The 26,398-nt window shown below is 66.0% G+C and carries 22 protein-coding genes; 14 read left to right on the top strand and 8 right to left on the bottom strand.

Going from position 1 to position 26,398, the window contains the following annotated elements:
- Positions 1-27: 27 nt before the first annotated feature.
- The 4 genes from thiE (at position 28) to AC56KL_RS11505 (ending at position 4,414) form a co-directional block, all read left to right on the top strand.
- Positions 28-642 carry a thiamine phosphate synthase gene (thiE, locus tag AC56KL_RS11520; RefSeq protein ID WP_497180417.1) on the top strand — a complete coding sequence of 205 codons (615 nt, stop codon included), beginning with the start codon at positions 28-30 and terminating at the stop codon, positions 640-642.
- Positions 643-681: 39 nt separating this feature from the next.
- A complete protein-coding gene (locus AC56KL_RS11515; RefSeq protein ID WP_497180294.1) occupies positions 682-1,395 on the top strand; it encodes an ion channel in 714 nt (237 codons plus the stop codon).
- A 167-nt stretch (positions 1,396-1,562) separates the two neighbouring features.
- On the top strand, positions 1,563-2,726 hold the full coding sequence (locus tag AC56KL_RS11510; RefSeq protein ID WP_497180293.1) for an ABC transporter substrate-binding protein: 1,164 nt from the start codon (positions 1,563-1,565) through the stop codon (positions 2,724-2,726).
- Between the two features lie 2 nt (positions 2,727-2,728).
- Positions 2,729-4,414 (top strand): sensor histidine kinase, encoded by a 1,686-nt coding sequence (locus AC56KL_RS11505; protein WP_497180292.1) that lies wholly within the window; start codon positions 2,729-2,731, stop codon positions 4,412-4,414.
- Between the two features lie 69 nt (positions 4,415-4,483).
- On the opposite strand, the gene AC56KL_RS11500 is transcribed toward AC56KL_RS11505, so the two are convergent.
- On the bottom strand, positions 4,484-4,801 hold the full coding sequence (locus AC56KL_RS11500) for a hypothetical protein (protein ID WP_497180291.1): 318 nt from the start codon (positions 4,799-4,801) through the stop codon (positions 4,484-4,486).
- Positions 4,802-4,918: 117 nt separating this feature from the next.
- On the opposite strand from AC56KL_RS11500, the gene AC56KL_RS11495 reads away from it, so the two are divergent.
- Complete coding sequence (locus AC56KL_RS11495; protein WP_497180290.1) at positions 4,919-5,683, top strand: hypothetical protein; 765 nt, start codon at positions 4,919-4,921, stop codon at positions 5,681-5,683.
- Here AC56KL_RS11495 and AC56KL_RS11490 read toward each other — a convergent pair.
- Positions 5,671-6,960: a DUF2254 domain-containing protein gene (locus AC56KL_RS11490; RefSeq protein ID WP_497180289.1), complete on the bottom strand. Its 1,290-nt coding sequence runs from the start codon at positions 6,958-6,960 to the stop codon at positions 5,671-5,673. The two genes, AC56KL_RS11495 and AC56KL_RS11490, sit on opposite strands and share 13 nt — an antisense overlap.
- Positions 6,961-7,144: 184 nt before the next feature.
- On the opposite strand from AC56KL_RS11490, the gene AC56KL_RS11485 reads away from it, so the two are divergent.
- Both AC56KL_RS11485 and AC56KL_RS11480 read left to right on the top strand, forming a co-directional pair.
- A complete protein-coding gene (locus tag AC56KL_RS11485; RefSeq protein WP_497180288.1) occupies positions 7,145-8,578 on the top strand; it encodes a M28 family peptidase in 1,434 nt (477 codons plus the stop codon).
- Positions 8,575-9,096, top strand: coding sequence for a GNAT family N-acetyltransferase (locus tag AC56KL_RS11480; protein WP_497180287.1), 522 nt, complete (start codon positions 8,575-8,577; stop codon positions 9,094-9,096). Before AC56KL_RS11485 ends, AC56KL_RS11480 begins: the two co-directional genes overlap by 4 nt.
- 165 nt (positions 9,097-9,261) lie before the next feature.
- Here AC56KL_RS11480 and AC56KL_RS11475 read toward each other — a convergent pair whose 3' ends face one another.
- Complete coding sequence (locus tag AC56KL_RS11475; protein ID WP_497180286.1) at positions 9,262-10,824, bottom strand: S8 family serine peptidase; 1,563 nt, start codon at positions 10,822-10,824, stop codon at positions 9,262-9,264.
- A 376-nt stretch (positions 10,825-11,200) separates the two neighbouring features.
- On the opposite strand from AC56KL_RS11475, the gene AC56KL_RS11470 reads away from it, so the two are divergent.
- Together AC56KL_RS11470 and AC56KL_RS11465 are read left to right on the top strand one after the other, a co-directional pair.
- Positions 11,201-12,307: an S-(hydroxymethyl)glutathione dehydrogenase/class III alcohol dehydrogenase gene (locus tag AC56KL_RS11470; RefSeq protein WP_497180285.1), complete on the top strand. Its 1,107-nt coding sequence runs from the start codon at positions 11,201-11,203 to the stop codon at positions 12,305-12,307.
- 278 nt (positions 12,308-12,585) lie between these two features.
- Positions 12,586-14,385 (top strand): M56 family metallopeptidase, encoded by a 1,800-nt coding sequence (locus tag AC56KL_RS11465; RefSeq protein WP_497180284.1) that lies wholly within the window; start codon positions 12,586-12,588, stop codon positions 14,383-14,385.
- Positions 14,386-14,512: 127 nt separating this feature from the next.
- On the opposite strand, the gene AC56KL_RS11460 is transcribed toward AC56KL_RS11465, so the two are convergent.
- The gene (locus tag AC56KL_RS11460) at positions 14,513-15,061 is read right to left on the bottom strand and encodes an SRPBCC family protein (protein ID WP_497180283.1); all 549 of its coding nucleotides are present in this window, start codon (positions 15,059-15,061) and stop codon (positions 14,513-14,515) included.
- 222 nt (positions 15,062-15,283) lie between these two features.
- On the opposite strand from AC56KL_RS11460, the gene AC56KL_RS11455 reads away from it, so the two are divergent.
- A complete protein-coding gene (locus AC56KL_RS11455; RefSeq protein WP_497180282.1) occupies positions 15,284-15,688 on the top strand; it encodes a GFA family protein in 405 nt (134 codons plus the stop codon).
- A gap of 74 nt (positions 15,689-15,762) precedes the next feature.
- Complete coding sequence (locus AC56KL_RS11450; protein ID WP_497180281.1) at positions 15,763-18,075, top strand: UvrD-helicase domain-containing protein; 2,313 nt, start codon at positions 15,763-15,765, stop codon at positions 18,073-18,075.
- A 118-nt stretch (positions 18,076-18,193) separates the two neighbouring features.
- On the opposite strand, the gene AC56KL_RS11445 is transcribed toward AC56KL_RS11450, so the two are convergent.
- Genes AC56KL_RS11445 through AC56KL_RS11435 form a run of 3 tightly spaced genes read right to left on the bottom strand, consistent with a single transcriptional unit; the run spans position 18,194 to position 20,498 of the window.
- Complete coding sequence (locus AC56KL_RS11445) at positions 18,194-18,976, bottom strand: BPSS1780 family membrane protein (RefSeq protein ID WP_497180280.1); 783 nt, start codon at positions 18,974-18,976, stop codon at positions 18,194-18,196.
- Complete coding sequence (locus tag AC56KL_RS11440) at positions 18,973-19,932, bottom strand: homoserine kinase (protein WP_497180279.1); 960 nt, start codon at positions 19,930-19,932, stop codon at positions 18,973-18,975. The genes AC56KL_RS11445 and AC56KL_RS11440 overlap by 4 nt, the downstream gene beginning before the upstream one ends.
- 59 nt (positions 19,933-19,991) lie before the next feature.
- Positions 19,992-20,498, bottom strand: coding sequence for a hypothetical protein (locus AC56KL_RS11435; RefSeq protein WP_497180278.1), 507 nt, complete (start codon positions 20,496-20,498; stop codon positions 19,992-19,994).
- 189 nt (positions 20,499-20,687) lie between these two features.
- Between AC56KL_RS11435 and polA the strand changes: the two genes are divergently transcribed.
- Together polA and AC56KL_RS11425 are read left to right on the top strand one after the other, a co-directional pair.
- Positions 20,688-23,471, top strand: a complete 2,784-nt coding sequence (gene polA / locus AC56KL_RS11430) for a DNA polymerase I (protein ID WP_497180277.1) — start codon at positions 20,688-20,690, stop codon at positions 23,469-23,471.
- 124 nt (positions 23,472-23,595) lie between these two features.
- Positions 23,596-24,360 (top strand): hypothetical protein, encoded by a 765-nt coding sequence (locus AC56KL_RS11425; protein WP_497180276.1) that lies wholly within the window; start codon positions 23,596-23,598, stop codon positions 24,358-24,360.
- A 34-nt stretch (positions 24,361-24,394) separates the two neighbouring features.
- Here the strand turns inward: AC56KL_RS11425 and AC56KL_RS11420 are convergent, their stop codons facing one another.
- Positions 24,395-25,237, bottom strand: a complete 843-nt coding sequence (locus AC56KL_RS11420) for a PEP-CTERM sorting domain-containing protein (protein WP_497180275.1) — start codon at positions 25,235-25,237, stop codon at positions 24,395-24,397.
- 233 nt (positions 25,238-25,470) lie between these two features.
- Here AC56KL_RS11420 and AC56KL_RS11415 point away from each other — a divergent pair, with 233 nt between their 5' ends.
- On the top strand, positions 25,471-26,352 hold the full coding sequence (locus AC56KL_RS11415; RefSeq protein ID WP_497180274.1) for a dienelactone hydrolase family protein: 882 nt from the start codon (positions 25,471-25,473) through the stop codon (positions 26,350-26,352).
- Positions 26,353-26,398: the final 46 nt, after the last annotated feature.

Genomic DNA, 26,398 nt, shown 5'->3' with positions numbered 1-26,398 from the left:
TAAAGGACCATCGTGGACAAGCATTTCATGCGAGGCCTGTACCTCGTCACCCCGGACTGGGACGACACCGAAGCCCTGCTCGCCGTCACCGACAGCGCCCTGACGGCCGGCGCCGCGCTGGTGCAGTACCGCCACAAGACGGCCAGCCCGGCCCTGCGCGCCGAGCAGGGCGAAGCGCTGCTGGCGCTGTGCCGCGAACACGGCCGGCCGCTCGTCATCAACGACCACCTCGACCAGTGCCTGTCGCTCGGCGCCGACGGCGTGCACCTGGGCGGCACGGATGCGCCGGTGGCCGAGGCGCGCGCGCTGCTCGGACCGGGCAAGATCGTGGGCGCCTCCTGCTACGGCGACCTGAAGCTGGCCGAGCTGGCCCGGCAGGCCGGCGCCAGCTATGTCGCCTTCGGCGGCTTCTATCCCTCGCCGGTCAAGAAGTACAGCTTCGTGACGCCGCCGGAACTGGTCGAGGTATGGCGCGACCGCGTGTCGCTGCCGCTGGTGGTCATCGGCGGCATGACCCCGGCAAACGCGGCACCGCTGGTGCGGCGCGGTGCGGCCATGGTGGCGGCGATCACGAGCGTGTATGCGGCGCCGGATCCAGCCGCGGCGGTGCGCGAATTCTGCGCGCTGTTCAGGCAGGCCTGAACCTACAATAGCAGCCTTGACAACCACATACCGCCAACCATGCGACCGCTGCGCCTGCTCATCCATACCCGCCGCCACCCGTCCGCCATCCTGCTGCTGGTGCAGCTGCTCGGCATGCTGCTGTATCCCTTCATCGAAAAGGCGCCGGCCGGGCAAGCGGCCTTGAACGTGTTCGGCGTGCTGGTGCTGGCGCTGACCATCCGCATGGTGCGGCGCACGCCCGGCGAAACCTGGGTCAGCGTGGCGCTGGCGGTGCCGATCGTGATCCTGCTGGCGCTGCAGAGCTTCCTCGACATGCGCAGCGAGCTGCTGCCGTGGTCGTCGGCGCTGGAAGCGCTGTTCTACTTCTATGCCGCCGGCAGCCTAGTCGCCTACATGATGGGCGACCGCCAGGCCACTACCGACGAGCTGTTCGCCGCAGCCGCCACCTTCACGCTGCTGGCCTGGGGATTTACGCACCTGTTCCTCATGGTGCAGGAGCTGCAGCCCGGCACCTTTGCGGCCGCCGTCAACGCCGACGCGCCGCGCTCGTGGAGCGAGCTGAACTACCTGAGCTTCGCGCTGCTGTCGAGCACCGGCATCGGCGACGTGATTCCGCTCACCGTGCATGCGCGTGCGCTGTGCAGCGTCGAGATGCTGGTCGGGCTGATGTACCTTGCGGCCGTGGTGGCGCGCCTGATCGGGTTCACCACGCAGGGCGGGATCCACCGGCGCCAGCCGACTGCCATGCGTGAGCCGTGGGAAAAGCATTGAAGACGATCTGATAGGGCGGCGCTGTTGTACGGTGCTACCATTTCTTCGCCTCCGGCAAGCTTGCGTTCCCTGCCCGAGAGTTTGCCGATTACAATGCTGATCCGATCTCTTTCGTACTCATGATGTCGAATCCAATCGCTTCCCGTTTGGGCAGGGTATGTCGCGGCATGCTGGCCAGTGTCTTGTTGGTCGCATTGGCGGTCGCCGGCGCCGAGGCCCGGCCGATGCCGGTACGCGTCGGTCTCGATGCCGAGTTCGGCCTGGATAACAGTACCTCGGCGCAGGCCGTCGAACTGGGGCTGCGCACGGCCATCGCCGAGATCAACCGCGCCGGCGGCGTGCTGGGCGGCAGGCCCGTCGAGCTGGTCACCCGGGATCACCGCTCGATTCCGGCCCGCGGCATCCGCAATATCGAAGAGTTCGCGCGCATGCCCGATCTGGTGGCCGTGTTCGGCGGCCGCTTCAGTCCGGTCATCATCGAAGAGCTGCCCATCCTGAAAGCGACCCGGACCCTGTTCCTGGCGCCCTGGTCGTCGGCCGACGTGATCATCGATAACGGCATGCGGCCCAATTACGTCTATCGGCTGTCGCTGCGTGACAGCCTGGCCATGCCCAAGCTGCTGCAAACGGCGCACAAGCGTGGACTGGCGCGGGTCGGACTGCTCCTGACAAATACCTCCTGGGGACGCAGTAACCTGGCCGCGGCTGAAAAATTCGTGGCCGCAAACAAGCAGGTCGCGATCGTGCAGACCGCCTGGTACAACTGGCGCGACCAGACCCTGATCGCCAAGTACAAGGCGCTGCGCGCCGCCGGCGCCCAGGCGATCGTCCTGGTCGCCAACGACGACGAGGCGGCCGTGCTGGTGCGCGAAGTGGCCGCCTTGCCGAAAGCGGATCGACTCCCGGTCCTGAGCCACTGGGGCGTTACCGGCGGCGAGTTCACCAAGCAGGCCGGACCGGCCCTGAACGAGGTGGACTTCTCCGTGATCCAGACCTTTTCCTTCTTCAGGGCCGACAAGCAGCAGCTCGAGCGCTTCATGCGCAGCGCCGCCACGGTATCGCCGGTCCGCCGGATCGAAGACATCCACGGGCCGGTGGGCGTGGCGCATGCCTACGACCTGATGCACATCCTGGCCAAGGCGATCAACCTGGCGGGCAGCACCGACAGGAAGGCCGTGCGCGACGCCCTGGAAAAAGTGCGGTCGCATCGCGGACTGATCAAGAACTACGCGCCGCCGTTCACGCCGGCCCGCCATGAAGCGCTGGGCCCCCGGGAGCTGTTGATCGCCCGCTACCGTGCAGACGGCGTGCTGGTGCCGACTGACGACTGATCATGGCTCTGTGGTCGAAGCCTGGCACCGCGAGCCTGACGCAGCGTTTTGCGCTGGCGTCGGCCATCCTGACCGCCGTCGCCGTGCTGCTGGTGGCGGCGACTTCGCTCTGGCTGGTCAACCGCCAGCACGATTCCGCCATCGCCCTGCTGCAGCAGCGCGAGGCCGCGTTCAACGCACGCACGGTCGGCAACAACCTCGGCACGCTGGTCACCCGCATGGACGAGGTGGCAAGCAGCCCGATCCTGGCGACCGGCCTGGTCGACAGCGCGGGACGCGAAACCTATCTGTCGCCCTTTCTCAGCGGCCTGCGCCAGATCAACGGCATTCCGGTCCAGCTTCTGTTCACCGACTTCGAGGGCAAGCCAATTGCAGGCAATGGTCTCGAGCGCTTCGACCAGCAGCAACTGGCATGGCTGCGCGCGCGCATCGACGAGGGCAAGGAAAGCGCTGCCATTTTCGACGGGGCCGCGGGTGCGGAACTGGTCGGTGTCAGCCTGCTGCGCTATTCGCGTACCAACACCCCCGAAGGCGCGCTGGTCTACAAGGTCCGGATGCCCGACCTGCACCCCGGCCCCTCGTTCTCGCTGGCGTGGAAGGCGCAGGCGCGGGCGGCGTCGACCGGTTCCACGCTCGAGATGCCGGTCAGGGCGCCAGCCCGCCTGGCGCATCTCGGCCTGCTGCTGCGCGTGGATCCATCGGAGTTCGACCAGCTCCTGGAAGAACCCTGGTCCCAGTACGGCCTGATCGGCGGCATCGCGGCGCTGCTCGCCCTGGTGGTGTTCTTGCTGGGATCGCGCCTGTCGCTGGGCCTGACGCAAGACCTGCGGGAGCTCGAGCGGTTTGCCGGCAGGCTCGGCGAGGAGGGGATCAACGAGCGCCGCGCCAACCTGGCCGGCAGCAGCGAAACGATCAACCTTGCCAGGTCGATCAACCAGATGCTCGACCGCCTGCAAAAGCAGCAGGAGCACCTGCAGGGGGAACACCGGCGCAAGGACGAGTTCCTGGCCATGCTGGCGCACGAGCTGCGCAACCCGCTGGCACCGATCAGCAGCGCCGCGCAGCTCCTGCGCATGCTGTTTGCGAACGAGCCCCGGATCAGGCAGGCCAGCGAGGTCATCGCCCGCCAGGTCGCGCACATGACCCACCTGGTCGACGACTTGCTGGACGTGTCGCGCGTCACGCGCGGCCTGGTCACCATCAACAGGACGGAGGTCGAGCTCGGCGCCGTGCTGCGCGAAGCCGTCGAGCAGGTCGCTCCCGTGATCGAGGCCCGGGGGCACCGCCTGATGCTGGACTGCGCCAGCCAGCCCATGCATGTCAGCGGCGACCGCACCAGGCTGATCCAGGTGGCGGCCAACCTGCTCAACAACGCGGCGAAATACACGCCCGACGGCGGCGAGCTGCGCGTCGTGCTGCAGGAACAGGACGGCAGCGCGGTCCTGCAGGTGCGAGACAACGGCATCGGCATCGGTCCGGACCTGTTGCCGGCCGTGTTCGACCTGTTTACGCAAGCCCAGCGCACGCCCGACCGGGCGCAGGGCGGGCTCGGGCTGGGCCTGGCCCTGGTGAAGAAGCTGGTCGAGCTTCACGGCGGCGCCGTCGAGGCGCACAGCAGCGGCGTCGGCCAGGGCAGCACATTCACCGTCCGCCTGCCGCTGCTGCGGCCGTCCACGAGCTCGGACTAGGCGGCTGACGGCCGTTCCGGTCGTTCGGCGCTCAGGGAGCGCGGTAAATGCGCACCGCAGGAACACGTGTCATGACCTTGGCACGACCGGAGAAGCATCATGCAGCTTGCCGCTCGCTTCCTTGAGGCCGGCGCCGGGCAGGAAGCGCTCCGAGATCGTCAGGACCGCGTGCAGGTTCTGCCTGAGCTTGTCCAGTTCGATCGGTCCGGGCTGGAGCGCCGTCTGGAGCAGGTGGATCGCCATGTCGGCCAGCAGCAGGCGCTGCTTGTCCAGCCAGTCCTCCCTGTCGCCGTCCCTGGTGGCGGGGTGGCGCAGGGCGCTTTCTTCCACAGCATGGTGGATGCGCCAGGCCAGGTCCGCCAGTTCCACTCGTGTCACATCGTCCATGCTCATCCCCGGTTATGCATGCGCCTTTGCGTTAAGCTTTTAATAAGGCTGATCCGGTAAGTTTGCCATACTGTTCAGCCGGGCGCCTGTGTCGTGGCTGCAGCACCACGACGCGAGATGACGACCAAGACTTATCATTACACCCGCCGCGCCTGGGTCCTGTCCAGGAACCTCCTTGCCGGGCTGCTGGCCCTGGGATTGGCGTATGCGCTCGCCGCTTGCTTCCCCAAGCCGGTGTTCGACCATCACGTCACCTACCAGAATTACCGGGTATGGTCGGACCGCCCCATTCCGGACGAGATCGCCGATGTGCTCGACGACGTGACGCGCCGCTTGCGCACCTCGGTCCTGCACGACCGCAAGGTGCCGGTCGAGATCTTCTTCTGCAACGAGTCCTGGCGCCTCTGGCTGTACGGCCGGAGCTTCCATGCGCGGATGGGCGGCGCGGCCGATGTCTGGCTGACCCGGCAGGTGTTCATCCGCGCGTCCGACATTCCGGCCAACCGCATCCACCCGCCCGGGAAATGGCCGATCGCCGACGCGGCCCAGCGGCCCCTGTCCTACTTCATCGCGCACGAAATCACCCACAGCGACATCTCGCGCAGCTTCGGGCGCACGACCATGCTGCGCTATCCGAAGTGGCTGCTGGAAGGCTACCCCGACTACGTGGGCAAGGGCGGCGACTTCGACTTCGCGGAGAACCGCGCGCTGTTCGCCGCAGGCGCACGCGAGCTCGATGCCGAAAGGAGTGGCCTGTACCGCGAATTCCACCTGAAGGTCGCGTATCTGCTGGACAAGAAGGGCTGGACCCTGCAACAGGTGTTCGCGCGCCCGCCGGCGGAAGCCGAACTCGATGCCCTGATCCGCGCCTACCCCCAATAGTCGGCATGCTGGCGCCGCAGTTGCTCGAGATCGGGCGGAAAATCAAGTGCCTGTTCGGACCGCGCCTTCGCGAGGGCGGCATGACGGCGGGCGGAGACACGCATGCTCGCGTCGCCGCAGGCGCCGAGCTCTCCCAGGATGCGCTGCAGGCGCATCGACACCTCGATGAGTCCGGCGCCGTCGCGTGCGATCGCCGGAAAGGCGTCCTCGAACATGTCCGCGACGGCGAGTTCCGGCACTTCCACCCGGTCGTATTCCGGTTCGTCGGGTTCGGCAGTCCGCGCCGATTGGGCGAACAGGCGATGCAGCGCAGCCAGGATGCCGATGGCGGTACCCGGGTCGTTGATACCGGGAGACAGCGCGCGGCAAGCGATCTCCGACAGGGCCACGAGTCCGAACCGCGGGTCGTCGTCGAACTGGCGCAGTGGGCCGATGACGAAGGCCTCGCGCAGGATTGCTGCTTCGATCGGCCCGCTGTCGTCGGCATCCGGCAGCACGTAGCCGAGTGGGCGCGACGGCACGATCAAGGAACCGGGAAGGACAGCCAGCGTGATGCGGACCCCGCGTTTCGCAGCGATGCGCTGCAATGCGGCCATATGGATGCGCTGCAGGTAGCCGCCCCGCTCGCTATGGAAGGCCAGGCCGCCCGGTGGGCCGGAAGCGGCAATGCCGCCCAGGAAGGGACGGCGTTTGCGCTGGGCCATTGCCTCGGCACAAGCCTGCTCGACCTTCTCGATAACGGCGCCCAACCGGCCGAGGCGGGCGATGCTGTCCACCCATCGCACGAAGACCACGACGACGACGACCAGGGTCGACAAGGTCAGCACGAACAGCGTGAAGCGGCCAGCCTTTCCGAAATAATCGTTGGTCGTCGCACTGAGCGCGACGATGGCGAAAATGAAGGCGCCGACGAAGATCGACAATGCATTTTGAGAAACGTCGTCCGCCAGGACGAGCGGGAAGGCGCGTGCAGTCGCAGACTGCCCGGTCGAAGCGTAGGCCGACACCATCGAGGCGACGGCGAAGGTGGCCACGCCGAGCATGCTGGCTGCGATGATCTTGAGCAGGTCGACAACCGAACCCTGTGCGATCTCAGGTACCTTCAAGTCGATGGGAACGGCATCGGCGACATGCGCCAGCATCACGCCGGCGATCGACAGGACGCAAGCGATCAGGGGCTTGACCCACAGGCGCTCCCTCAGGCGGCTCAACAGGAATTGAAGCTGTTCTCGCATCGATCGGCACTCCGTCGGCATGGAGGAAAGGCAGTGCGGCATGCCTGCCTTCCTGACAAGGTACGAGGAAGTGTAAGGGGAGTTCGCAGCACAGTCCGTGCGCTTGGGAACATGCCGGCAAATACGCCGCAAGACATATGCATTGAAAAGCGCCTCTCACGGATTGACCGCATGCGGGCGGGCATGCGATATTGCTTTTCTAGCCATCTTTAACGGAAGCAATCGCATGCGTCTCTACCTTTCCGCCATCGTCCTCGCCCTGGCCAGCGCCGGCTGTGCCCAGATCCCCGCCACTGCCCCCGACACCATCTCGCCGGCGGCGCTGCGCGGCCATGTGTCCTTCCTCGCTTCCGACGCGCTCGAAGGGCGTGGCACGCCATCGCGCGGGCAGGACGTGGCGGCCGAGTACATCGCGGCCCAGTTCCGCCGCGCCGGCCTGGAGCCGGTGGGCGACGACGGCTACTTCCAGACCGCGAACTGGCAGTTTGCCGAGCGCAAGGCCGATGACGTGACGATGAGCGTGAACGCGGGCGGCAGCACCATCACGGTGGCGGCCGGCGGCGCGACCGGCAACTTCCTCGCCCCCCTGACGCTGGCGGCCACCCCGGCCGTCTTCATGAGCTGGAAGGATGCGCTGGACAACAGCGAGGCTGCCAACGGCAAGGTGCTGGTGGTGCCGGCCCCGCCGATGCCGGGCGCCGCGCGCCAGCTGCAGGAAAAACTCAAGGGCACGCCAAGGCTGGTCATCCTGCTCGACCGCGAGCGCCGCCATGGCGCCGGCACCGGGGGCTGGCTGATCGACCCCGAACAGCCGCGTCCGAAGAGCGCGCCGCCGGTACTGGTGTTGCATGCGGCCGATGCCGCGGCGGCGCTGGAGAAGGGCGGGGCGACGGTCTCGGCCCGGGTCGCGGCCCCGGCCATCCGTCCGGTCAAGCTGCGCAACGTGGTCGGCCTGCTGCGCGGCTCGGATCCGGCGCTGAAAAACACCTATGTCCTGGTGACGGCCCACCACGACCACGTCGGCATCCGCGACGGCGAGATCTACAACGGCGCCAACGACGACGCCAGCGGCGTGGTGTCGACCATCGAGATCGCCAATGCGCTGGCGGCGCGCAAGGAGCGCCCGCGCCGCAGCATCGTGTTCATGACCTTCTTCGGCGAAGAGATGGGCATGCTCGGCTCGAAGTATTACGCGCGCCATCCGGTGTTCCCGCTGAAGGACACGGTGGTGAACATCAACCTGGAGCAAACCGGCCGCACCGACGACAGCGAAGGGCGGCAGGTCGACTCGATCGCGATGACCGGCTTCGACTTCTCGACCCTGGGCGAGATGCTGAAGAAGTCCGCCGACCAGACCGGCATCCGCCTGTGGAAGCATGCGTCCTTCAGCGACATGTTCTTCTCGCGCGCCGACAACCAGTCGCTGGCCGACGTCGGGGTGCCGGCGCACACGCTGTCGGTGGCCTACGGCTTCCCGGATTACCACGGCAAGGACGACACCTGGGACAAGATCGACTACGACAACATGGCGCGCGTGACGCGCATGCTGGTGCAGGGCGTGGCCGACGTTGCCAACGCCGCCGAGCGTCCGACCTGGACCGCTGCGCCGAAGGCTGCGGGCTACGCCGCCAAGGGGCGCGCGCTGGCCGCGCCGCAATGATGGAAGCGGTCGAGGAGGGGAACGCGGTGCGGCGCCTGCAACCGGCAGACTGGCAGGCCTACCGCGCGATCCGGCTGGCCGCCCTGGCGGATGCGCCCGACGCCTTCTGCGCCACGCTGGAGGAAGCGCAGGCCTGGCCGCCGGAGCACTGGGCGGCGCGGCTGGACAAGGCTGCGATGTCGGGCATCGACTATCCGCTCGGCGCTGAACGCGACGGCGAACTGGTCGGGCTGGTGTGGGCCCAGGTGGATACCGACGATCCGGATACCGTCAACCTGTACCAGATGTGGGTGGCGCCCGCCTGGCGGGGACGCGGCGTCGCCGGCGCACTGCTCGATGCCGCGATCGGCTGGGCCAGGGCGCGCGGCGCGCGTACCGTGGGGCTGGGCGTGAATTGCGCGAACCGGGCCGCGGTGGCGCTGTACGAGCGCGCGGGTTTTTGCGTGCTGGGGGAGGCCTATCCGATGGCGGGAACTGCGGGGCGCATGGAGTATGCGATGCGCCTGCAACTGATGTAGGGTGGTCGGCTCTGCCGACCGCGCGTCCAGCTACGCTCGGCGCAGCCACAGCGCATCATTGATTTGAACGCGCGGTCGGCGAAGCCGGCTGCGCGCCCCGGACCGCGCTACAAAAAAAAGGGACGCCAGCAGGCGTCCCTTCTACGTTGCGACGACAGGTATTCCTTAGTTACCGCAGCCCAGCGAAGCGATGCGGTCGCGTGCGGCCTTGGCCTGCACCAGGCCGAAGCCGTACTTGGTGTCGCGGCCAGCGGTGCCCAGGTCGAGCGCGCTCTTGGTGAGCGAGGCGCGCATCTGTGCGGCGGTGCATGTCGGGAAGTAGCTCCACACCAGGGCGGCGACGGCCGACACGTGCGGGGTTGCCATCGAGGTGCCGTCGAAGTAGGCGTAGTTGCTGGCCTTGATGCCGACAGTCGCGCTCTGGCCCAGCTGCGCCTTCATCGCGGCGCCATCGGTATCGGTCGCGGTGACCGACGGGATGCTCGTCACGGTGGTGCCCAGCGTGCCGCCGAAGGCGCCCGCCACGTTGTTGTACACGATGGCGCCGACACCGCCGCTGGCCTGGCAGTTCGATACCTTGGCCGAGAAGTCCACGGTGCCGCGCTGGATCAGGCAGACCTTGCCTGCGACGGCGGTGTTGACCTTGTCGCCGATGCCGAAGTCGGCCAGCGGGGCAGTCGCGGTCTTGACCGGCGAGCCTTCCATCGCGCCCGGGGCGTAGGTGGCGGCGCCGACGGTCAGGACGGCTTCCTGGCCAGTGCCCATCGGGACGGTCGACAGCACGCTCACGCCGGGGCCGGCGAGTTCCACCTTGCTGTTGTACTGCGAGAAGGTGGCCCACTGCTTGTTCTCGTCGACGGCGCCGACCATGATCACGCTGGTGTAGCCGGCCGGGTAGGACACCACGGTGTTGCCGTCGTTGCCGGCGGCGGCCAGGTTCAGCACGCCCTTGGCATACAGGCTGTCGAAGGCGCGCTGTTCGGTCTTGCTGGAACGGCCGCCGCCCAGCGACATGCTGATCACGTTGGCGCCGGCGGCCCCGCACTTGTTGGCGGCCGAGGCCAGGGTCGAGGAGTAGGCCCAGCCGCTGGCCCCGAATACTTTCACGATGTGCAGCTTGAGCTGCTTGTTGGCGGCCACGCCGACCACGCCGGTGCCGGCATTGTTGACGGCGGCGATGGTGCCGGCCACGTGGGTGCCGTGGCTGTCCTCGTCGGTGTACCACCAGCCGGTGCCCGCATCGTATTCGCCGGTAGCCGGGTTGGCGGACAGGTCTTCATGGCTGCGGTCATAGCCCGAGTCGATGATGCAGACTTTGCGGTTGGCCGCGTTGGCGTCGCCCAGCTGGTCTGCCTGAACCTGGGGAATGCCATAAGGAACCTGCTGGCCCGATGCGTACGGGGTGCCGGTCGATGGGCTGGTCAGGGCAAAGGGCTTGCGCACCACGTCTTCTTCGATGTACTCGACGTTCGGGTTGTTCTCCAGGCCTTTCAGCGCGACGCGCGGCACTTCGATGGCCATCGCGTTCATGCCGAAGATCTCATGCTTGACCGAGCCCCTGGCCGTGGCGACGTCCGACTTCAGCTTGGCGGCGGCGCCCGGCTTGAAGGCGACGATGATGCGGGTAGTGTCGGGGGCTGCGGCCTGTGCGTTGCCGACCACACCGGCAGCGACCAGGGCTGCCAGGCAAACGCGAAGGGAGGATGCGCGAGTGTTCTTGTCTACCATTACTATTCTCCGTTTGAAAACATATTGTGACGCCTTGGCTCTGCTGGCCTCGTGCGCTGGTTGTTTCCGCATACATACGTCTGCGGTGAAATTAGTCTATGCCAAAAGTCATACTTTATGCACCACAAATTCAAGCGTGCGATGCGAAAGTATTGACACATAATGAATGGTGTCGTTTTTGTTATGCCAAACCACGATTGGCGTGTTATCGTTTCTCCCAAATATCTGCAAGATGCGTTCGCCATCGGCAGATGCCCTCGCTCCCCGCCACGCGGTTTCGTCACGCGGATTTCCGCTCCTTGTTATCATTTCAAACTTGACGGCTCTGCAAGTGCGGCAGCGCCGCGCCACACGTTCCGGTTCAGGAAGGAAAAACATGAAGACCAAGGCAGCAGTTGCATGGAAAGCGGGCCATCCGCTCACGATCGAAGAAGTCGAGCTCGAAGGCCCGAAGGCCGGCGAGGTGCTGGTGGAAGTCAAGGCGACCGGGATCTGCCACACCGACTGGTACACGCTGTCCGGCGCCGATCCGGAAGGCCTGTTCCCCGCCATCCTGGGCCATGAAGGCGCGGGCGTGGTGGTGGATGTGGGCCCTGGCGTGAGCACATTGCGCCGCGACGACCATGTCATCCCGCTGTACACGCCGGAGTGCCGCCAGTGCAAGTTCTGCCTGTCGCAGAAGACCAACCTGTGCCAGGCGATCCGCTCCACGCAAGGCCGCGGCCTGATGCCCGATGCGACCTCGCGCTTCTCGCTGGACGGCAAGCCGCTGTATCACTACATGGGTACCTCGACCTTCTCGAACTACATCGTGGTGCCGGAAATCGCGCTGGCCAAGGTGCGCCCGGACGCGCCCTTCGACAAGATCTGCTACATCGGCTGCGGCGTCACCACCGGCATCGGCGCCGTGATCTTCACCGCCAAGGTGGAGGCGGGCGCCAACGTGGTCGTGTTCGGCCTGGGCGGCATCGGCCTGAACGTGATCCAGGCTGCCAAAATGGTCGGCGCCGGCAAGATCATCGGCGTGGACCTGAACCCGGAACGCGAAGCCATGGCGCGCAAGTTCGGCATGACCGACTTCATCAACCCGACCAAGGTCGAGAACGTGGTCGACGCCATCGTCCAGCTGACCGACGGCGGCGCCGACTACAGCTTCGAATGCGTAGGCAACGTCACCACCATGCGCCAGGCGCTGGAGTGCTGCCACAAGGGCTGGGGCCAGTCGATCATCATCGGCGTGGCGGCGGCCGGCCAGGAAATCTCGACCCGCCCGTTCCAGCTGGTGACGGGGCGCGTGTGGAAAGGCTCCGCTTTTGGCGGCGCGCGCGGCCGCACCGACGTGCCGAAGATCGTCGACTGGTACATGGAAAACAAGATCAACATCGACGACCTGATCACCCACCACCTGCCGCTCGAGCGCATCAACGAAGGCTTCGAGCTGATGAAGTCGGGCGAGTCGATCCGCTCCGTCGTCGTGTACTGATCCTTCCGGGCGGACCGCCACGGTGCGCCCGGCAACATGCTTCCTGCGCGGCCGCCCGGCCGCGCTGTCGTTTGATCCCCGCCTGTCATTCTGTTCCCCGAATCCTGCCGCCTGTCGCAGCGCGCTGGCCGGGCGCTGCGCGCGCACCTATCCTGCAAGCTCGCCGGACCAGTCCGGCTTGAAGTAGAAAAAAAGTTCTAGACAATTCGATCTAGAACTTTTAATCTAGATGCCAATGACGAAGCAGCGCCCTTTGGCGCACGAGGGGAGAGCACCCGATGAACGAACTGGTCGGCACGGCCGCGTCCAGCCTGGCCTGGGCACTGATCGATTTCCTGTGGCAGGGCCTGCTGGTCGGCTGGGCTGCCGCGCTGCTGCTGGCGCTGATGCGCAAGGCGCGGCCGCAGGCCCGTTACCTGGTCGCCTGCGCTGCCCTGCTGCTGTGCGCGGCGTTGCCGCTGGCCGGGATGGTCGCGCGCATGGCCGAGCCGAATGCCGGGATGCCGAACTCGGCGCTGCCGCTGCTGGCATCCGAAACGGTGGCGACGGCGGCATCGAAGCTGCCGGTGGTCGTCATCGACGCCGGCCGTTTCGCCGGCTGGGAGATGGCCTTGCAGGAGCGCCTGCCGATCGTGGTGCTGTTCTGGGCGCTGGGCGCGGGCCTGCTGGCCCTGCGCATGATGCTGGGCCTGGCCTGGGTGCGCCGCCGTAGCCGGCCGGGGCAGTACCGGCCCGATCCGGCATGGCAGGCGCGCCTGGACCGCATCGCGCAGCAGATGGGCATTGCCCGGCGCGTCACGCTCGGCCTCGTCGATGATTTGACGAGTCCGGTAACGGCCGGCTGGTGGCGCCCGATCGTGCTGGTGCCGGCGGCGCTGGTATCGGGCATGCCCCCGCAGCTGCTGGAAGCGCTGCTGGCGCACGAGCTGGCGCACGTGCGCCGTTGTGACTACCTGGTGAATTTGATCCAGAGCGCGATCGAGATCCTGCTGTTCTACCACCCGGCCGTGTGGTGGCTGTCGAACCGGATCCGCGAGGAGCGCGAACAGATTGCAGATGATGTAGCCGCAAGCACGCTTGGCGAACCGCGGCGCCTGGCGCTTGCATTGTCCGAGCTGGATTTGTTCCAGTTCACCCCGCAACTTGCCCCAGCAGCACATGGAGGAAATCTTATGTCCCGTATTAAACGCCTGGTTCGTCCCGAAGCCGAACCGCTGAACTGGAAACTGGCCCTGCCGATCCTTGGCCTGGCCACTGCCGCCGCCTTCTATTCCTGGTCCGCGCCGGCCTATGCGGCATCGGCTGAAAGCGCAGCCGCAAGCGCGGCCGCATCCGAAGCGCCGGCCGAGCGCCGCGTGGTGCGCAAGGAGGGCCGGCAACATCCGTATGCCGTGGTGCGCGCCGGCGACAAGGACATGACCGTGAGCGGCAGCGACGACGACTGGGACGACATCAAGGACGCCAAGCGGCGCGTTCAGGGCGACTTCCTCTGGTTCCGCGACGGCGGCCAGGCCTGGTATATCCAGGACCAGGCCCTGCTGGCCAAGGTCGACGCGGCCTGGGCGCCGATGAACCGGCTCGGCGCCCAGATGGATGTGTACAGCAAGGAAATGGACGTGCACAGCAAGAAGATGGATGCGCTGGGCAAGGACATGGACGTGGCGGCGCGCGGCTTCAAGCCCGACGAAGACAAGCTCCGCGTCGTCGAGGAACGCATGGAAGCGCTGGGCGTCGAGATGGAAAAGCTCGGCAAGCAGATGGGCGCCACCGACAGCGTCAAGGAGCGTGAACGCCTCCAGCGCCGCATGAGCGAAGTCGGCGAGAAGATGTCGGCGGCCGGCCGGGAGATCAGCCAGCTCCATGAGGGGCCGGGCATGCGCCAGGCGCACAAGTCGATGGACGAGATCGGCCGCCGCATGAGCGACGCCGGCAAGCCGATGGATGCGATCGGCAAGAAAATGGGCGCGCTCGGCAAGGAGATGGAGCGCGAGAGCAAGGCGGCCGACAAGACCGTGCGCGCCCTGATTCGCGAGGCGCGCGAAAAGGGATTGGCCAAGCCGGTGCCGCAGGCGGGCTGATCGGCGCGACGGCTTGCCCTGACGAAGAAACGGCCTGCCGCGTCATGCGGCAGGCCGTTTTTTACCAACCGGTAAAAAAGTTGGCGGCGCGCGATGCCGAGGCAGCGCGCGTCAGGTCAGCGCGATCTCATTGTTGAGCGATCTTGCCGCGCCATGCGCCGGTTTCGGAGCCACGCTTCTCCAGCAGTTCCTTGAAGTTCTGCAGGTTGCTACGCAGTTCCATGCGCACGGCGCCCATGGCGTCACCCAGGGATTCGATGGCGTTTTCCGGCGTATAGTCCATCTGGACCGTGACGCGGCAGCAGGTGTCCGAGATCTTGTGGAAATCGGCGACGCCGCCGTTCTTGACGCCGGTGACGCTGCGCCAGGCGATGCGCTTGTCCGGGATCTGCTCGGTGATCTCGACATCCCATTCCTTCTCTTCGCCGGCCACGTTGGCGCGCCAGTGCAGGTGCTTGTCGTCCAGTTGACGGATCTCCTTCACGCTCTTCATGAACTGCGGGAAGTCCTCGAACTGGGTGTACTGGTTATAAGCGGTCCTGACCGGGACGTTGATTTCGATGGTCTCGGTCACCGACGAGCTGGCGCCAAAGCCGCTACGGTTCGATTTCAGTTTTTTGGACAGCATCATGCCGCCGACGGCAAGCGCGGCAACGGTAACTACGCGGTTCAGCATAAGAATTCTCCTTTGAGCTGGGAAGCTGCTCGCACCTACGAAATGTTGGCCCGAAACTTAGGTATGCGAGACTGAGTGCTTCGGAACGTAATGGTCTGACGGGCCACGCGAATCTGTCGCGATCTGTATTTAAAATAAGCGAAAAGACAATCGGGCGGCGCGCGGAAGGATGGGCCGCTTATACTGATGAGTCCGTTGTTGGCCACCGGAAAGGAGACCAGGATGAACTTGCAGGGAGGATGTTTCTGCGGTGCAGTTCGCTATACGGTAAGCGATGAGACGTTCAACAGTACGCTGTGCCATTGCACGGATTGCCGCCGGATCTCCGGCGCCCCGGCCCTGGCCTGGTTCAGCGCGCGCCGCGCCGACTTCCGCTACACCCAGGGCGAGCCGCAACGCTTCGCGTCGAGCGAACACGTGCTGCGCGGCTTTTGCCCGCACTGCGGCACGACGCTCAGTTTCGAAGACGCGCGCTGGCCCGAAGAGCTCGATATCGCCAGTGCGACCCTCGACGATCCGGAGCAGGCCCCGCCCGGCGACCACACCTTCGTGCGCAGCCGTTTGCGCTGGATGAAGACGGACGACGGGCTGCCGGAATACCCGGGCAAGCGCTCGGCCGGGAAATAGCTGCGCCGCCCAGCATGCCGCCGCTGTTGCAAAGCTGGATGGGCATACAGTAATCCCGGCGTTATAATGGCCGGATGCAGAATCTCCTCCATAACCTCAATCCCGAACAGCTCGCCGCCGTCACCCTGCCGTCGCAGAGCGCGCTGATCCTGGCCGGCGCCGGTTCCGGCAAGACGCGCGTACTGACCACCCGTATCGCCTGGCTGATCCAGACCGGGCAGGTCTCGCCGGCCGGCATCATGGCCGTGACGTTTACGAACAAGGCGGCGAAGGAGATGCTCACCCGCCTGTCCTCGATGCTGCCGATCAATACGCGCGGCATGTGGATCGGCACCTTCCACGGCCTGTGCAACCGCCTGCTGCGCACCCATTTCAAGGACGCGGCGCTGCCCCAGGCCTTCCAGATCCTCGATTCGCAAGACCAGCTCTCGCTCATCAAGCGCTTGCTGAAGGCGGCCAACGTCGACGATGAAAAGTACCCGGCCAAGGCGCTGATGTACTTCATTAACAACGCCAAGGAGCAGGGCCTGCGCGCAGGTCGGCTGGAACCAAATGACCCGATCGAGCGCCGCATGATCGAGCTCTACGAGCTGTACGAGGGCCAGTGCCAGCGCGAGGGCGTGGTCGATTTCGCCGAGCTGCTGCTGCGCTCGTACGAGCTGCTGGCCCGCAACGGCCCGCTGCGCCACCACTACCAGATGCGCTTCCGCCACATCCTGGTCGACGAGTTCCAGGATACCAACGACCTGCAGTACAACCTGCTCAAGCTCCTGGCCGGCCACGACGAGGACGGCGGCGGCGCCATCTTCGCGGTGGGCGACGACGACCAGAGCATCTACGCCTTCCGCGGCGCGAACGTCGGCAACATGCAGGCCTTCGAGCGCGAATTCCGCGTCACGAACCTGATCAAGCTGGAGCAGAACTACCGCTCCTTCGGCCACATCCTCGACAGCGCCAACTTCCTCATCGCGAACAACACCAAGCGCCTCGGCAAGAACCTGCGTACCGACGCGGGGCAGGGCGAGCAGGTGCGCGTGTACGAAGCGGCCAGCGACCTCGAAGAAGCGCAGTGGATCATCGACGAGGCCAAGAGCCTGGTCAAGGATGGCCTGCCGCGCAGCGAGATCGCGATCCTGTACCGCTCCAACGCGCAGAGCCGCGTGATCGAGCACGCGCTGTTCGCGGCCGGGCTGCCCTACACCGTGTACGGCGGCCTGCGCTACTTCCAGCGCGCCGAGGTCAAGCATGCCATCGCCTACCTGCAGCTGATGGACAACCCGCACAACGATTCGGCCTTCCTGCGGGTGGTGAACTTTCCCACGCGCGGCATCGGCGCACGCTCGATCGAGCAGCTGCAGATGGCGGCCGACTCCTACGGCATCTCCTTGTATGCCGCGGTGCCCTACATGACGGGCAAGGCCGGGACCTCGCTCGGCGGGTTCGTCAAGCTGGTCGAATCGGCGCGTTTCGAGACCCAGCAGCTGCCGCTGCCGGAACTGGTGCGCGTGGTGCTGGAACGCAGCGGCCTGCTGCAGCACTACCAGAACGAGAAGGAAGGCGCCGACCGCATCGAGAACCTGGAGCAGATGGTCAACGCCGCCACCCAGTTCGTGCAGGAAGAAGGCTTCGGCCAGGGCGCCCCGGCCCACCTCGGCCCGCAGGCGCTGCCCTCGACGGGCGAGGCCATCGTCAACCAGGACGGCATCGAGATCCTCGATTCGGATGCGCCGCTGGCCAGCGTGATGTCGCCGCTGTCGGCCTTCCTGACGCACGCGTCGCTGGAAGCGGGCGACGCCCAGGCCCAGGCCGGCCAGGATGCGCTGCAGCTCATGACGGTGCACTCGGCCAAGGGCCTGGAATTCGACGCCGTGTTCATTACCGGCCTGGAAGAAGGCCTGTTCCCGCACGAGAGCAGCGCGCGCGAGCTCGATGGCGTCGACGAGGAACGGCGCCTGATGTACGTGGCGATCACGCGCGCGCGCAAGCGTCTGTATATGAGCTTTACCCAGCAGCGCATGCTGCATGGCCAGACGCGCTTCAACATGAAGTCGCGCTTCTTCGACGAGCTGCCGGAAGAATCGATCAAGTGGCTGTCGCCGCGCGTGCAGACCAGCTGGTTCGCCGGCCGCAAGCAGACCACGGCCTGGGACGACGCCGCCTTCCGCGACGGCTCGGACAACCGCATCGCGCAGCAGATCACGCAAAAATCCGGCAACGGCTCCGGCTGGCGCGTGGGAGAGAGCGTTGCCCACGCCAAGTTCGGCGAAGGCGTGATCGTGAATATCGAAGGCGGGGCGGGCGCGGCGCGCGCCCAGATCAACTTCGGCGCGGCGGGGATGAAGGTGCTGGACCTGTCGGTGGCGAAGCTGGAGCGGGTGGGGCGTTGACGGTCTGCCGTTCGTAGGGTGGTCGGCTATGCCGACCGCGCGTTCAACCGGCCAATGAATAATCGGGGCGCATGATCTCAAACGTGATTTGAACGCGCGCACGGCGAAGCCGTGCACCCTACTTGGTCAGATTCACCGGTTCGGTCTGCACACCATCCACCGGCTTCCCGAAAATCTGCCGGTACCCCGCATACATCGCGCACTGCAGCAGCAGGACGAACAGGAAGATCAGCCACATGATCACCACGCGCGTCATGTTCGAGGCGCCCAGCAGCAGGGTGATCACCATGCAGATCCCGAAGAAGATCGCAAACCAGGCCAGCAGCAGCACGATGAACACGCGCGCGCTGCGCACCACGGCGAAGAAGCTGTAGAAGGTCGCCTTGCCCGGGCCCATCTTCTGCCAGTAGGCCAGCGGGGCGGCGAAGCACAGCGCCATCAGGATGGCCACGTCCAGCGCGAAGATCGAGAGCATGGCCAGGATGTCCGAGCCCGCCACCTGCGGTTGACCGCCTTCGCGGCTCTGGCGCGCCACCTGTTCCCAGAAGCCCGGATCGACCACGAAGCGCGTGACCAAGGCCATCAGCAGCGAGGCGCCCAGGTAGACCAGGCCCACCTTGCACAGGTCCTTCACCACCGGCTGGCGGAATCCCGTCAGCAGCACGGCGAGCGTCACGCGTTCGCCGTGCTCGATCATCAGGCAGGCCTTCATGACCGCCATCGAGAACGAGGGAATCAGGATCACCGCGATCATCGGCCCGGCCAGGGGCACGGCGCTGATGCCGATGCTGAACAGGATGTTCGCGAACAGCAGGGTGGTGAGGGCGGCAGGCTGCTTGCGGAACAGGCCGGCGCCTTGCTTGAGCCAGTGCCAGCCGGTGATTGCGGGAAGTGAGTTCATGGTGGGAGTTCAGGTGCGCCGCGCTCGATGCGCTCGCGCAGGATGCGTTCGAAATGGGTAGGGTCGTGCGGCGTCAGCAATTCGGCTGCGCGCGGAATATGGAGATCGTACAGGCGCGACAGCCAGAAGCGCAGCGCGCTGGCGCGCAGCATCGGCAGCCATGCCGCCTGTTCTTCGGGCGTGAACGGACGTACCGCATGGTAGGCGTCGAGCAGGGCGCGCACCCGTGCCGCATCGAGCACGCCGGTCGCGAGGTCGACGCACCAGTCGTTGACGGTCACGGCGACGTCGAACAGCCAGGTATCGACGCCGGCAAAGTAGAAGTCGAAGCAGCCGGTCAGGCGCTCGCCGTCGAACATCACGTTGTTGCGGAACAGGTCGGCGTGCACCGGGCCACGGCTCAGGGCCGCGTAGGCGGCGCTGCCCGCGAACGCGGCCTGGTAGGCCACCTCGCGGCGCAGCAGCTCTGCCTCCGGCGTGGAGATCAGCGGCAGCACGGTGGGCGCGGTCGCGCCGATCCAGTCGAGGCCGCGCAGGTTCGGCTGGTGCAGCGGGAAGTCGCGCCCGGCCAGGTGCATGCGCGCCAGCATGCTGCCGACCTCGGCGCAGTGCACCGGCTGCGGATCCAGCTGCGAGGCGCCGTTCAGGCGGCTGACGATGATCGCCGGCTTGCCCTGCAGCGCGACGACCAGCTCGCCCTCATGGGTCGGCACCGGCGCCGGCACCGGAATGCCGCGCTCGGCCAGGTGGCGCATCAGCTGCACATAGAAAGGCAGCTGCTCGAAGCGGAGGTTCTCGAAAATGGTCAGCACGAATTCCCCACGCTCGGTGGTGAGGAAAAAATTGCTGTTATCGATGCCGGAGGAAATGCCCTGGAGCGCGAGGGCGCGGCCGAGGGGGAACTGCTTGATCCACTGGGAAAGGTCGTCCAGCGAGACCGCGGTAAAAACTGCCATGAGCTAGCAACGAAGGTGAGGGTCGGCTGCAGCCGTCGAAGCCGGCTGCAGCGTCAGGATTATTTTTTTTCGACGGGTTCCAGCGGTGGCGGAGGCGGCGCATCGGCGCGCGGCGGCACGCCCGGCCTGGCCGGCGCCGGCGACGGCGCGGCCGGATTGGCCTCCTGCTTCTTCGGATTGCCAAAGTCGAATTCCATGACCTGCCATTGCGGGGCGCGGATCGCGCCGCTCTGGGCGTCGCCGGGTTGGGCGTTGCCGGGCGGGTTGTGCGGCTTCATGATGTAACGGCTCTTGCCGCTTTGCACTTCCACTTCGGTGACCTGTCCGCTGTTGTCCCGCTTCTCGGTAATGCGGGTACGTTCTTTCGGCGGAATCGTGGTGGCCGGCGTGTCGCTGCCCGGCTCGATACGCTCGAGCTGGGGCGGCGTCTGCGCCGGGCGGGCCTGCTGTTGCTGGCTCTGTTGCTGGCTCTGTTGCTGACTCTGCTGGGCCTGCGCCATGGCCAGGCCGGCGGGTGCGAGGAGGCACAGCGACAAGAGTTTCAGGCGGGAAGATGTGCGCAACATGATGGTCACCTTGTGTCGTTTGGTTCATTGTAACAAACGACACGCTTCCCTGTGAAAAGTGTGCAGAGACCGGCCGGATTCCGTCCCGGTCGTGCCCGGCATCTCTTGTGCGTCGGCCAAGCCGATTCTGCGATAATGCCGGACACTCTGGCGCGTGCGCCACCCCACTTTCATTTGCCTTGCCGCCCTATGGACAATACCCTGCTGCTCGTCGACGGTTCCAGCTATCTCTATCGCGCCTACCACGCGCTTCCCGACCTGCGCAGCCCTGACGGCTTCCCGACCGGCGCGATGCACGGGATGGTCAACATGCTGCGCCGCCTGCGCGCCGACTATCCGGCCGCCTACATCGCCTGCGTGTTCGACGCCAAGGGCAAGACCTTCCGCGACGACCTCTATCCGGAATACAAGGCCACCCGCGCCTCGATGCCGGAAGACCTGGGCAGGCAGATCGAACCGATCCACGAAGTGGTGCGCCACATGGGCTGGCCGATCCTGATGGTCGACGGCGTCGAGGCCGACGACGTGATCGGCACCCTGGCCGTGCAGGCGGCCGCGCGCGGCATGAAGACGGTGATTTCGACCGGCGACAAGGACCTGGCCCAACTGGTCAACGACAAGGTCATGCTCATCAATACGATGAGCAACGAGAAGCTCGACGAAGCGGGCGTGGTCGCCAAGTTCGGCGTGCCGCCGAACCGCATCATCGACTACCTGACCCTGATCGGCGACACCGTCGACAACGTCCCCGGCGTGAACAAGTGCGGCCCGAAGACGGCCGTGAAGTGGCTGACCCTGCACGGCTCGCTCGACGGCGTGATCGAGAACGCGCATGCGATCACCGGCGCGGTCGGCGAGAACCTGCGCGCCGCCCTGGAATGGCTGCCGAAGGGCCGCGAGCTGATCACCGTCAAGACCGACTGCGACCTGGTCAAGCACGTGGTCTCGTTCGAGGAAACCCTGGTCGGCCGTCCCGAAAACGCCGAGGCCCTGCGCGACTTCTTCCAGCGCTACGGCTTCAAGACCATGCTGCGCGAACTGGGCGGCAGCCCGCGCGCCGATGGCGCCGTGGCGCCGGCGCGCGGCCTCGGCGCGGGCGGTGCGCCGCTGAATTCCCCCGAAGGGGCGTCGGGCGCATCCGCCACCTTGCCCGGCATGGCCATCATCAAGGGCGAATACGAGACCATCCTTACCGACGAGCAGCTGGACAAATGGCTGGCGCTGATCGACGCGGCCGAGCTGACCTCGGTCGACACCGAGACCACCTCGCTCGACCCGATGACGGCCCGGATGGTCGGCATCTCGCTGTCGGTCGAAGCGGGCAAGGGCGCCTATATCCCGGTGGCGCACCGCTACGCCGGCGCGCCCGACCAGCTCGCGCGCGAACATGTGCTCGAGCGCATGCGCCCCTGGCTGGAAAACCCGGACAAGCCGAAGCTGGGCCAGAACCTGAAGTACGACATGCACATCTTCGAGAACCACGGCATCAAGCTGGCCGGGATCGTGCACGACACCCTGCTGGAGTCCTACGTTTTCGAGTCGCACAAGCCGCACGACATGGACACCATGGCGATGCGCCACCTGGGCTACACCACGATTCCTTTTGTCGACGTGTGCGGCAAGGGCGCCAACATGATCTGCTTCGACCAGGTGGAGCTGGGCCGCGCCACCGAATACGCCGCCGAGGATTCCGATATCACCCTGCGCCTGCACCAGACCATGCTGCCGCACGTCGAAAGCGATGCGGGCCTCACCCGCATCTACCGCGAGATCGAGATGCCGACCATGGAGGTGCTGCAGAAGATCGAGCGCAACGGCGTGCTGATCGACGCCGAGCTGCTCGCCGTGCAGTCGGGCGAGCTGGGTGCGCGCATGCTGGAGCTGGAGCAGCAGGCCTATGAACTGGCGGGCGGCCCCTTCAACCTCGGTTCGCCCAAGCAGATCGGCGAGATCTTCTTCGGCAAGCTCGGGCTGCCGGTGATCAAGAAGACCGCCACCGGCGCGCCGTCCACCGACGAAGAGGTGCTGCAGAAGCTGGCCGAGGACTACCCGCTGCCGAAGATCCTGCTGGAACACCGCGGCATGTCCAAGCTCAAGTCGACCTACACCGACAAGTTGCCGAAGATGGTCAACCCGGCGACGGGCCGCGTGCACACGAACTACGCACAGGCGGTGGCGATCACCGGCCGCCTGTCCTCGAACGAGCCGAACCTGCAGAACATCCCGGTGCGCAATGCCGAAGGGCGCCGCATCCGCGAAGCCTTCATCGCTTCGCCGGGCAGCGTGATCGTGTCGGCCGACTATTCGCAGATCGAGCTGCGCATCATGGCGCACATCTCGGGCGACCCTGCCATGCTGAAGGCCTTCGCGGAAGGGGAAGACATCCACCGCGCCACCGCCGCCGAGATCTTCGGCATCAACCCTGACGAAGTGCAGAGCGAGCAGCGCCGCTACGCCAAGGTGATCAATTTCGGCCTGATCTACGGCATGAGCGCCTTCGGCCTGGCCCAGAACCTCGGCATCGAGCGTGGGGCGGCAGCGAACTACATCGACCGCTACTTCGCCCGCTTCGCGGGCGTGAAGCAATACATGGACGAGACCCGCCTGCAGGCCAAGGCGCGCGGCTATGTCGAGACCGTGTTCGGTCGCCGCCTGTGGCTCCCGGAGATCAACTCGCCGAACGGCCCGCGCCGCGCCGGCGCTGAACGCGCGGCGATCAACGCCCCGATGCAGGGCACGGCGGCCGACCTGATCAAGCTGGCCATGATCGCGGTGCAGGCCTGGCTGGAAGCCGAGCAGCTGGGCACCCGCATGATCATGCAGGTGCACGACGAACTGGTGCTCGAAGTGCCGGAAGCGGAGCTGGAGCTGGTGCGCGTGAAGCTGCCCGAGCTGATGGCGGGCGTGGCCACGCTGAAGGTGCCGCTGGTGGCCGAGACCGGGGTGGGGCCGAACTGGGAACGCGCCCATTGAGCCTGCGCGTTTGCGCCTGATGCCGGCAGCTTGAGACAAAAGGAGAGATTTCTCCGTCCGTTCTGGCATATCCTTCGCTGACTGGCGACGATCGTCGTCGCCGCTCGCGAAGGAGAGCCAGGCAATGCAGATTCCGGCAGACCGTTCCCGTTCCCGTCCCCGCACGATCACGCGCGCCACGGCGGTGGAGCGCATGCGCGCCCGCCTGCTGCGCGAAGGCTTCCCGCGCGTCCAGATGTTCATCCTGGTCTCGCTCACCGGGCTGGCCGGTTTCGCCGCATCGGCGGCAATGCTCCTGGCCGGGATCGATACGATGGCGCTGCGCTACACGCTCGCCATGGGCGTGGCCTATATCGTTTTTCTCCTGCTCCTGTGGCTGTGGCTGCACACCAGCGCCGCGGACTACTTCGACGTGCCCATGTCCGGCGGCGATGGCGGCGGAGGCGGCCTTGCCGACGGTCCCGCCGAATTCGCCGGCGGCGGGGGCGGCTTCGATGGGGGTGGGGCCAGTGCCAACTTCGATGCCGGCGCGGCCGGGAGCGGCATCGAGGCCATCGCCGACAAGCCGCTCGAAGCGATCGCCCAGGCGGAGGAAGGCGCGATTCCGCTGGCAATCATCCTGCTTGCCCTGGGCATCGCGCTGTCGTCGCTGTTCGTGGTGTGGTCGGCGCCGCTGCTGTTCGCCGAGATCCTGGTGGATGCCCTGCTGGCGGCCGGCCTGTACCGGCGCCTGCGCACGCTCGATCCCCGGCACTGGATGCTGGGCGCGCTGAGACGGACGCTGCTGCCCTTCGTGCTGACGACCCTGACGATTGCCGCTGCGGGGTGGGGCATGCAGGCCTATGCTCCCGGGGCGAGGTCGGTCGGCGAGGTGTTCGCCGGACCATAAGAAAAAGGCGCCGGTGTTGCCGGCGCCTTGTCGATCAGCCGCGCTGCTTGCGGCGGATGCCTGCCATGCCCAGCAGGGCAATGCCGAACAGGAGCACCGAGCCGGGTTCCGGCACGTCGACCGTATTATTGGACCCCGGTACGCTGATGTCGAGGTCGAGGATCGCGCTTTCCAGATCGAGGTCGCCCTGCACCAGCAGGCTGAAGTTCAGTGTCTTGGTCAGGATTAGCGACTTCAGCACGGAGGTGTAGTCCATCAGCGAACCGTCGAAGGTGATCTGGCCGGTGTACTCTTTCGTGTGGTCGAAGCGGGTGTAGTAGCTGGTGTTGGTCGTGCGCAGAACCTTCTGGCAGATACTGGTGCCGCTCTTGGTCCCCCATTGGGTCGAATTGCAGGACGCACCGCTGCCGGACCACTGGTACACCGTCTTCGACGAGGTGCCCGAGCCTGTCGGCATGGTAAAGACGCCGCCCGGGGTGTTCACGCCCTCGAAAGACACGCCGCCGAACGAGAGCGTGATCGATTCCTGCTCGCCCGAGCTGGTGCGCGGCGTAGTGGCGGTGGCGGTGATCGTTTCCTTGACGGTCTTTGCATCGACGTTCTCGCGCTTGGTCTCCAGCGTCGCGTGCTCGGTCGTCCCGGGCGTCTGCACGACCGTATCCTCATCGTCCATGAAGACGAAGGAGAATTGCAGGCTGTTGATAATGAACGGACCTTGCGGGAGCAGGGAATTGCCCTTGAAGCTAGCCTGGTAGCTGCCCTGGGTGAGGTGCCCCGAAATGCCGGTGGCTTCGATCGAGTAGGGCACGGCCATGGCGGAGCTGGCGCTGCATGCGAGCAGGGCGAGCGCGGTCTTGAAGCAAGTCTTGAATTGCATGGTTTCCTTGTACTGCACGAATACTAAATTGACAGATTGAATTAATTCCAACAGGAAGCAATTCTTGTGCCATGGAAAAAATATTCTAACAATCAACAACTTGCATTTCCGGCGCCGGTGGGCTGTCAAGTTTTTCGACATGTCTGGGTTGCACAATTGAAATTGTGGCGCGCCCCGCAAAAGCCATGCTGTTAAGATAACCTTCCCATTTCACTTCAGCCGGAGGGACGTTCATGAAAGACCTGATATCGGACGGCGAAAGCCTGCTTGGCGCCAGTGCATTCGACAACGGCGTCGATCGCCGTGTCTTCCTGAAGGCCGCCGTCGGCGGCGGCTTTGCCGTGGCCGCGCTGCCGGTGGTGGCGCAGACCCAGATCCAGACCAGCGCCGAAGGCCTCGACGCCGCCGACCACATCGTCGTCGTCAACGGCCAGGACGTGCCGGTCTACCGCGCCCAGCCCAAGGACCGCACCAACCTGCCGGTGGTGCTGGTCATCTCCGAGATCTTCGGCGTCCACGAACACATCAAGGACGTGGTGCGCCGCTTCGCCAAGGCCGGCTACCTGGCCGTGGCGCCCGACCTGTTCGTGCGCCAGGGCGATGCCACCAAGACCCCGATGCCCGCCCTGATGCGCGACATCATCGCCAAGGTGCCGGACGCCCAGGTCATGACCGACCTCGACACCATCGTCAAGTGGACCAAGCAGCGCGGCGGGAACACCGACAAGCTGGGCATCACCGGCTTCTGCTGGGGCGGCCGCATCACCTGGCTGTACGCGGCCCACAACCGCGACGTGAAAGCCGGTGTGGCCTGGTACGGCCGCCTGGTGGGCGAGACCAACCCGCTGCAGCCGCAGCACCCGATCGACGTGGCCCAGAACCTGAAGGTGCCGGTGCTGGGCCTGTACGGCGCCAAGGACACCGGCATTCCGCTGGAATCGGTGGAGCGCATGCGCAAGGCCCTGGACGCGGGCAACAGCCGCTCGATGATCCATGTCTATCCGAACTCGGGCCACGCCTTCCACGCCGACTACCGTCCGAGCTTCAATGCCGACGACGCCAAGGATGGCTGGAGCAAGGCGCTGAACTGGTTCTCCAGGCACGGCGTCGCCTGATCTTGCGCAGGGCGGGACCGGGCAGGGTACAATGCCCGGTTTGCCG

Source organism: Telluria sp. ZB4P34 (genome assembly GCF_059686055.1).
Note: the sequence above shows the minus strand (reverse complement) of the source record. Positions and strands in the feature narration are given on the sequence as shown.

What these genes read in the sequence shown, in the direction of transcription:
- AC56KL_RS11425 (WP_497180276.1), top strand. Translation starts at nt 23,596, where the DNA reads ATGCAGATTCCGGCAGACCGTTCCCGTTCCCGTCCCCGCACGATCACG.
- AC56KL_RS11455 (WP_497180282.1), top strand. Translation starts at nt 15,284, where the DNA reads ATGAACTTGCAGGGAGGATGTTTCTGCGGTGCAGTTCGCTATACGGTA.
- polA (WP_497180277.1), top strand. Translation starts at nt 20,688, where the DNA reads ATGGACAATACCCTGCTGCTCGTCGACGGTTCCAGCTATCTCTATCGC.
- thiE (WP_497180417.1), top strand. Translation starts at nt 28, where the DNA reads ATGCGAGGCCTGTACCTCGTCACCCCGGACTGGGACGACACCGAAGCC.
- AC56KL_RS11485 (WP_497180288.1), top strand. Translation starts at nt 7,145, where the DNA reads ATGCGTCTCTACCTTTCCGCCATCGTCCTCGCCCTGGCCAGCGCCGGC.
- AC56KL_RS11510 (WP_497180293.1), top strand. Translation starts at nt 1,563, where the DNA reads ATGCTGGCCAGTGTCTTGTTGGTCGCATTGGCGGTCGCCGGCGCCGAG.
- AC56KL_RS11495 (WP_497180290.1), top strand. Translation starts at nt 4,919, where the DNA reads ATGACGACCAAGACTTATCATTACACCCGCCGCGCCTGGGTCCTGTCC.
- AC56KL_RS11465 (WP_497180284.1), top strand. Translation starts at nt 12,586, where the DNA reads ATGAACGAACTGGTCGGCACGGCCGCGTCCAGCCTGGCCTGGGCACTG.
- AC56KL_RS11415 (WP_497180274.1), top strand. Translation starts at nt 25,471, where the DNA reads ATGAAAGACCTGATATCGGACGGCGAAAGCCTGCTTGGCGCCAGTGCA.
- AC56KL_RS11445 (WP_497180280.1), bottom strand. Translation starts at nt 18,976, where the DNA reads ATGAACTCACTTCCCGCAATCACCGGCTGGCACTGGCTCAAGCAAGGC.
- AC56KL_RS11450 (WP_497180281.1), top strand. Translation starts at nt 15,763, where the DNA reads ATGCAGAATCTCCTCCATAACCTCAATCCCGAACAGCTCGCCGCCGTC.
- AC56KL_RS11435 (WP_497180278.1), bottom strand. Translation starts at nt 20,498, where the DNA reads ATGTTGCGCACATCTTCCCGCCTGAAACTCTTGTCGCTGTGCCTCCTC.
- AC56KL_RS11460 (WP_497180283.1), bottom strand. Translation starts at nt 15,061, where the DNA reads ATGCTGAACCGCGTAGTTACCGTTGCCGCGCTTGCCGTCGGCGGCATG.
- AC56KL_RS11490 (WP_497180289.1), bottom strand. Translation starts at nt 6,960, where the DNA reads ATGCCGCACTGCCTTTCCTCCATGCCGACGGAGTGCCGATCGATGCGA.
- AC56KL_RS11475 (WP_497180286.1), bottom strand. Translation starts at nt 10,824, where the DNA reads ATGGTAGACAAGAACACTCGCGCATCCTCCCTTCGCGTTTGCCTGGCA.
- AC56KL_RS11480 (WP_497180287.1), top strand. Translation starts at nt 8,575, where the DNA reads ATGATGGAAGCGGTCGAGGAGGGGAACGCGGTGCGGCGCCTGCAACCG.
- AC56KL_RS11420 (WP_497180275.1), bottom strand. Translation starts at nt 25,237, where the DNA reads ATGCAATTCAAGACTTGCTTCAAGACCGCGCTCGCCCTGCTCGCATGC.
- AC56KL_RS11500 (WP_497180291.1), bottom strand. Translation starts at nt 4,801, where the DNA reads ATGGACGATGTGACACGAGTGGAACTGGCGGACCTGGCCTGGCGCATC.
- AC56KL_RS11470 (WP_497180285.1), top strand. Translation starts at nt 11,201, where the DNA reads ATGAAGACCAAGGCAGCAGTTGCATGGAAAGCGGGCCATCCGCTCACG.
- AC56KL_RS11505 (WP_497180292.1), top strand. Translation starts at nt 2,729, where the DNA reads ATGGCTCTGTGGTCGAAGCCTGGCACCGCGAGCCTGACGCAGCGTTTT.
- AC56KL_RS11440 (WP_497180279.1), bottom strand. Translation starts at nt 19,932, where the DNA reads ATGGCAGTTTTTACCGCGGTCTCGCTGGACGACCTTTCCCAGTGGATC.
- AC56KL_RS11515 (WP_497180294.1), top strand. Translation starts at nt 682, where the DNA reads ATGCGACCGCTGCGCCTGCTCATCCATACCCGCCGCCACCCGTCCGCC.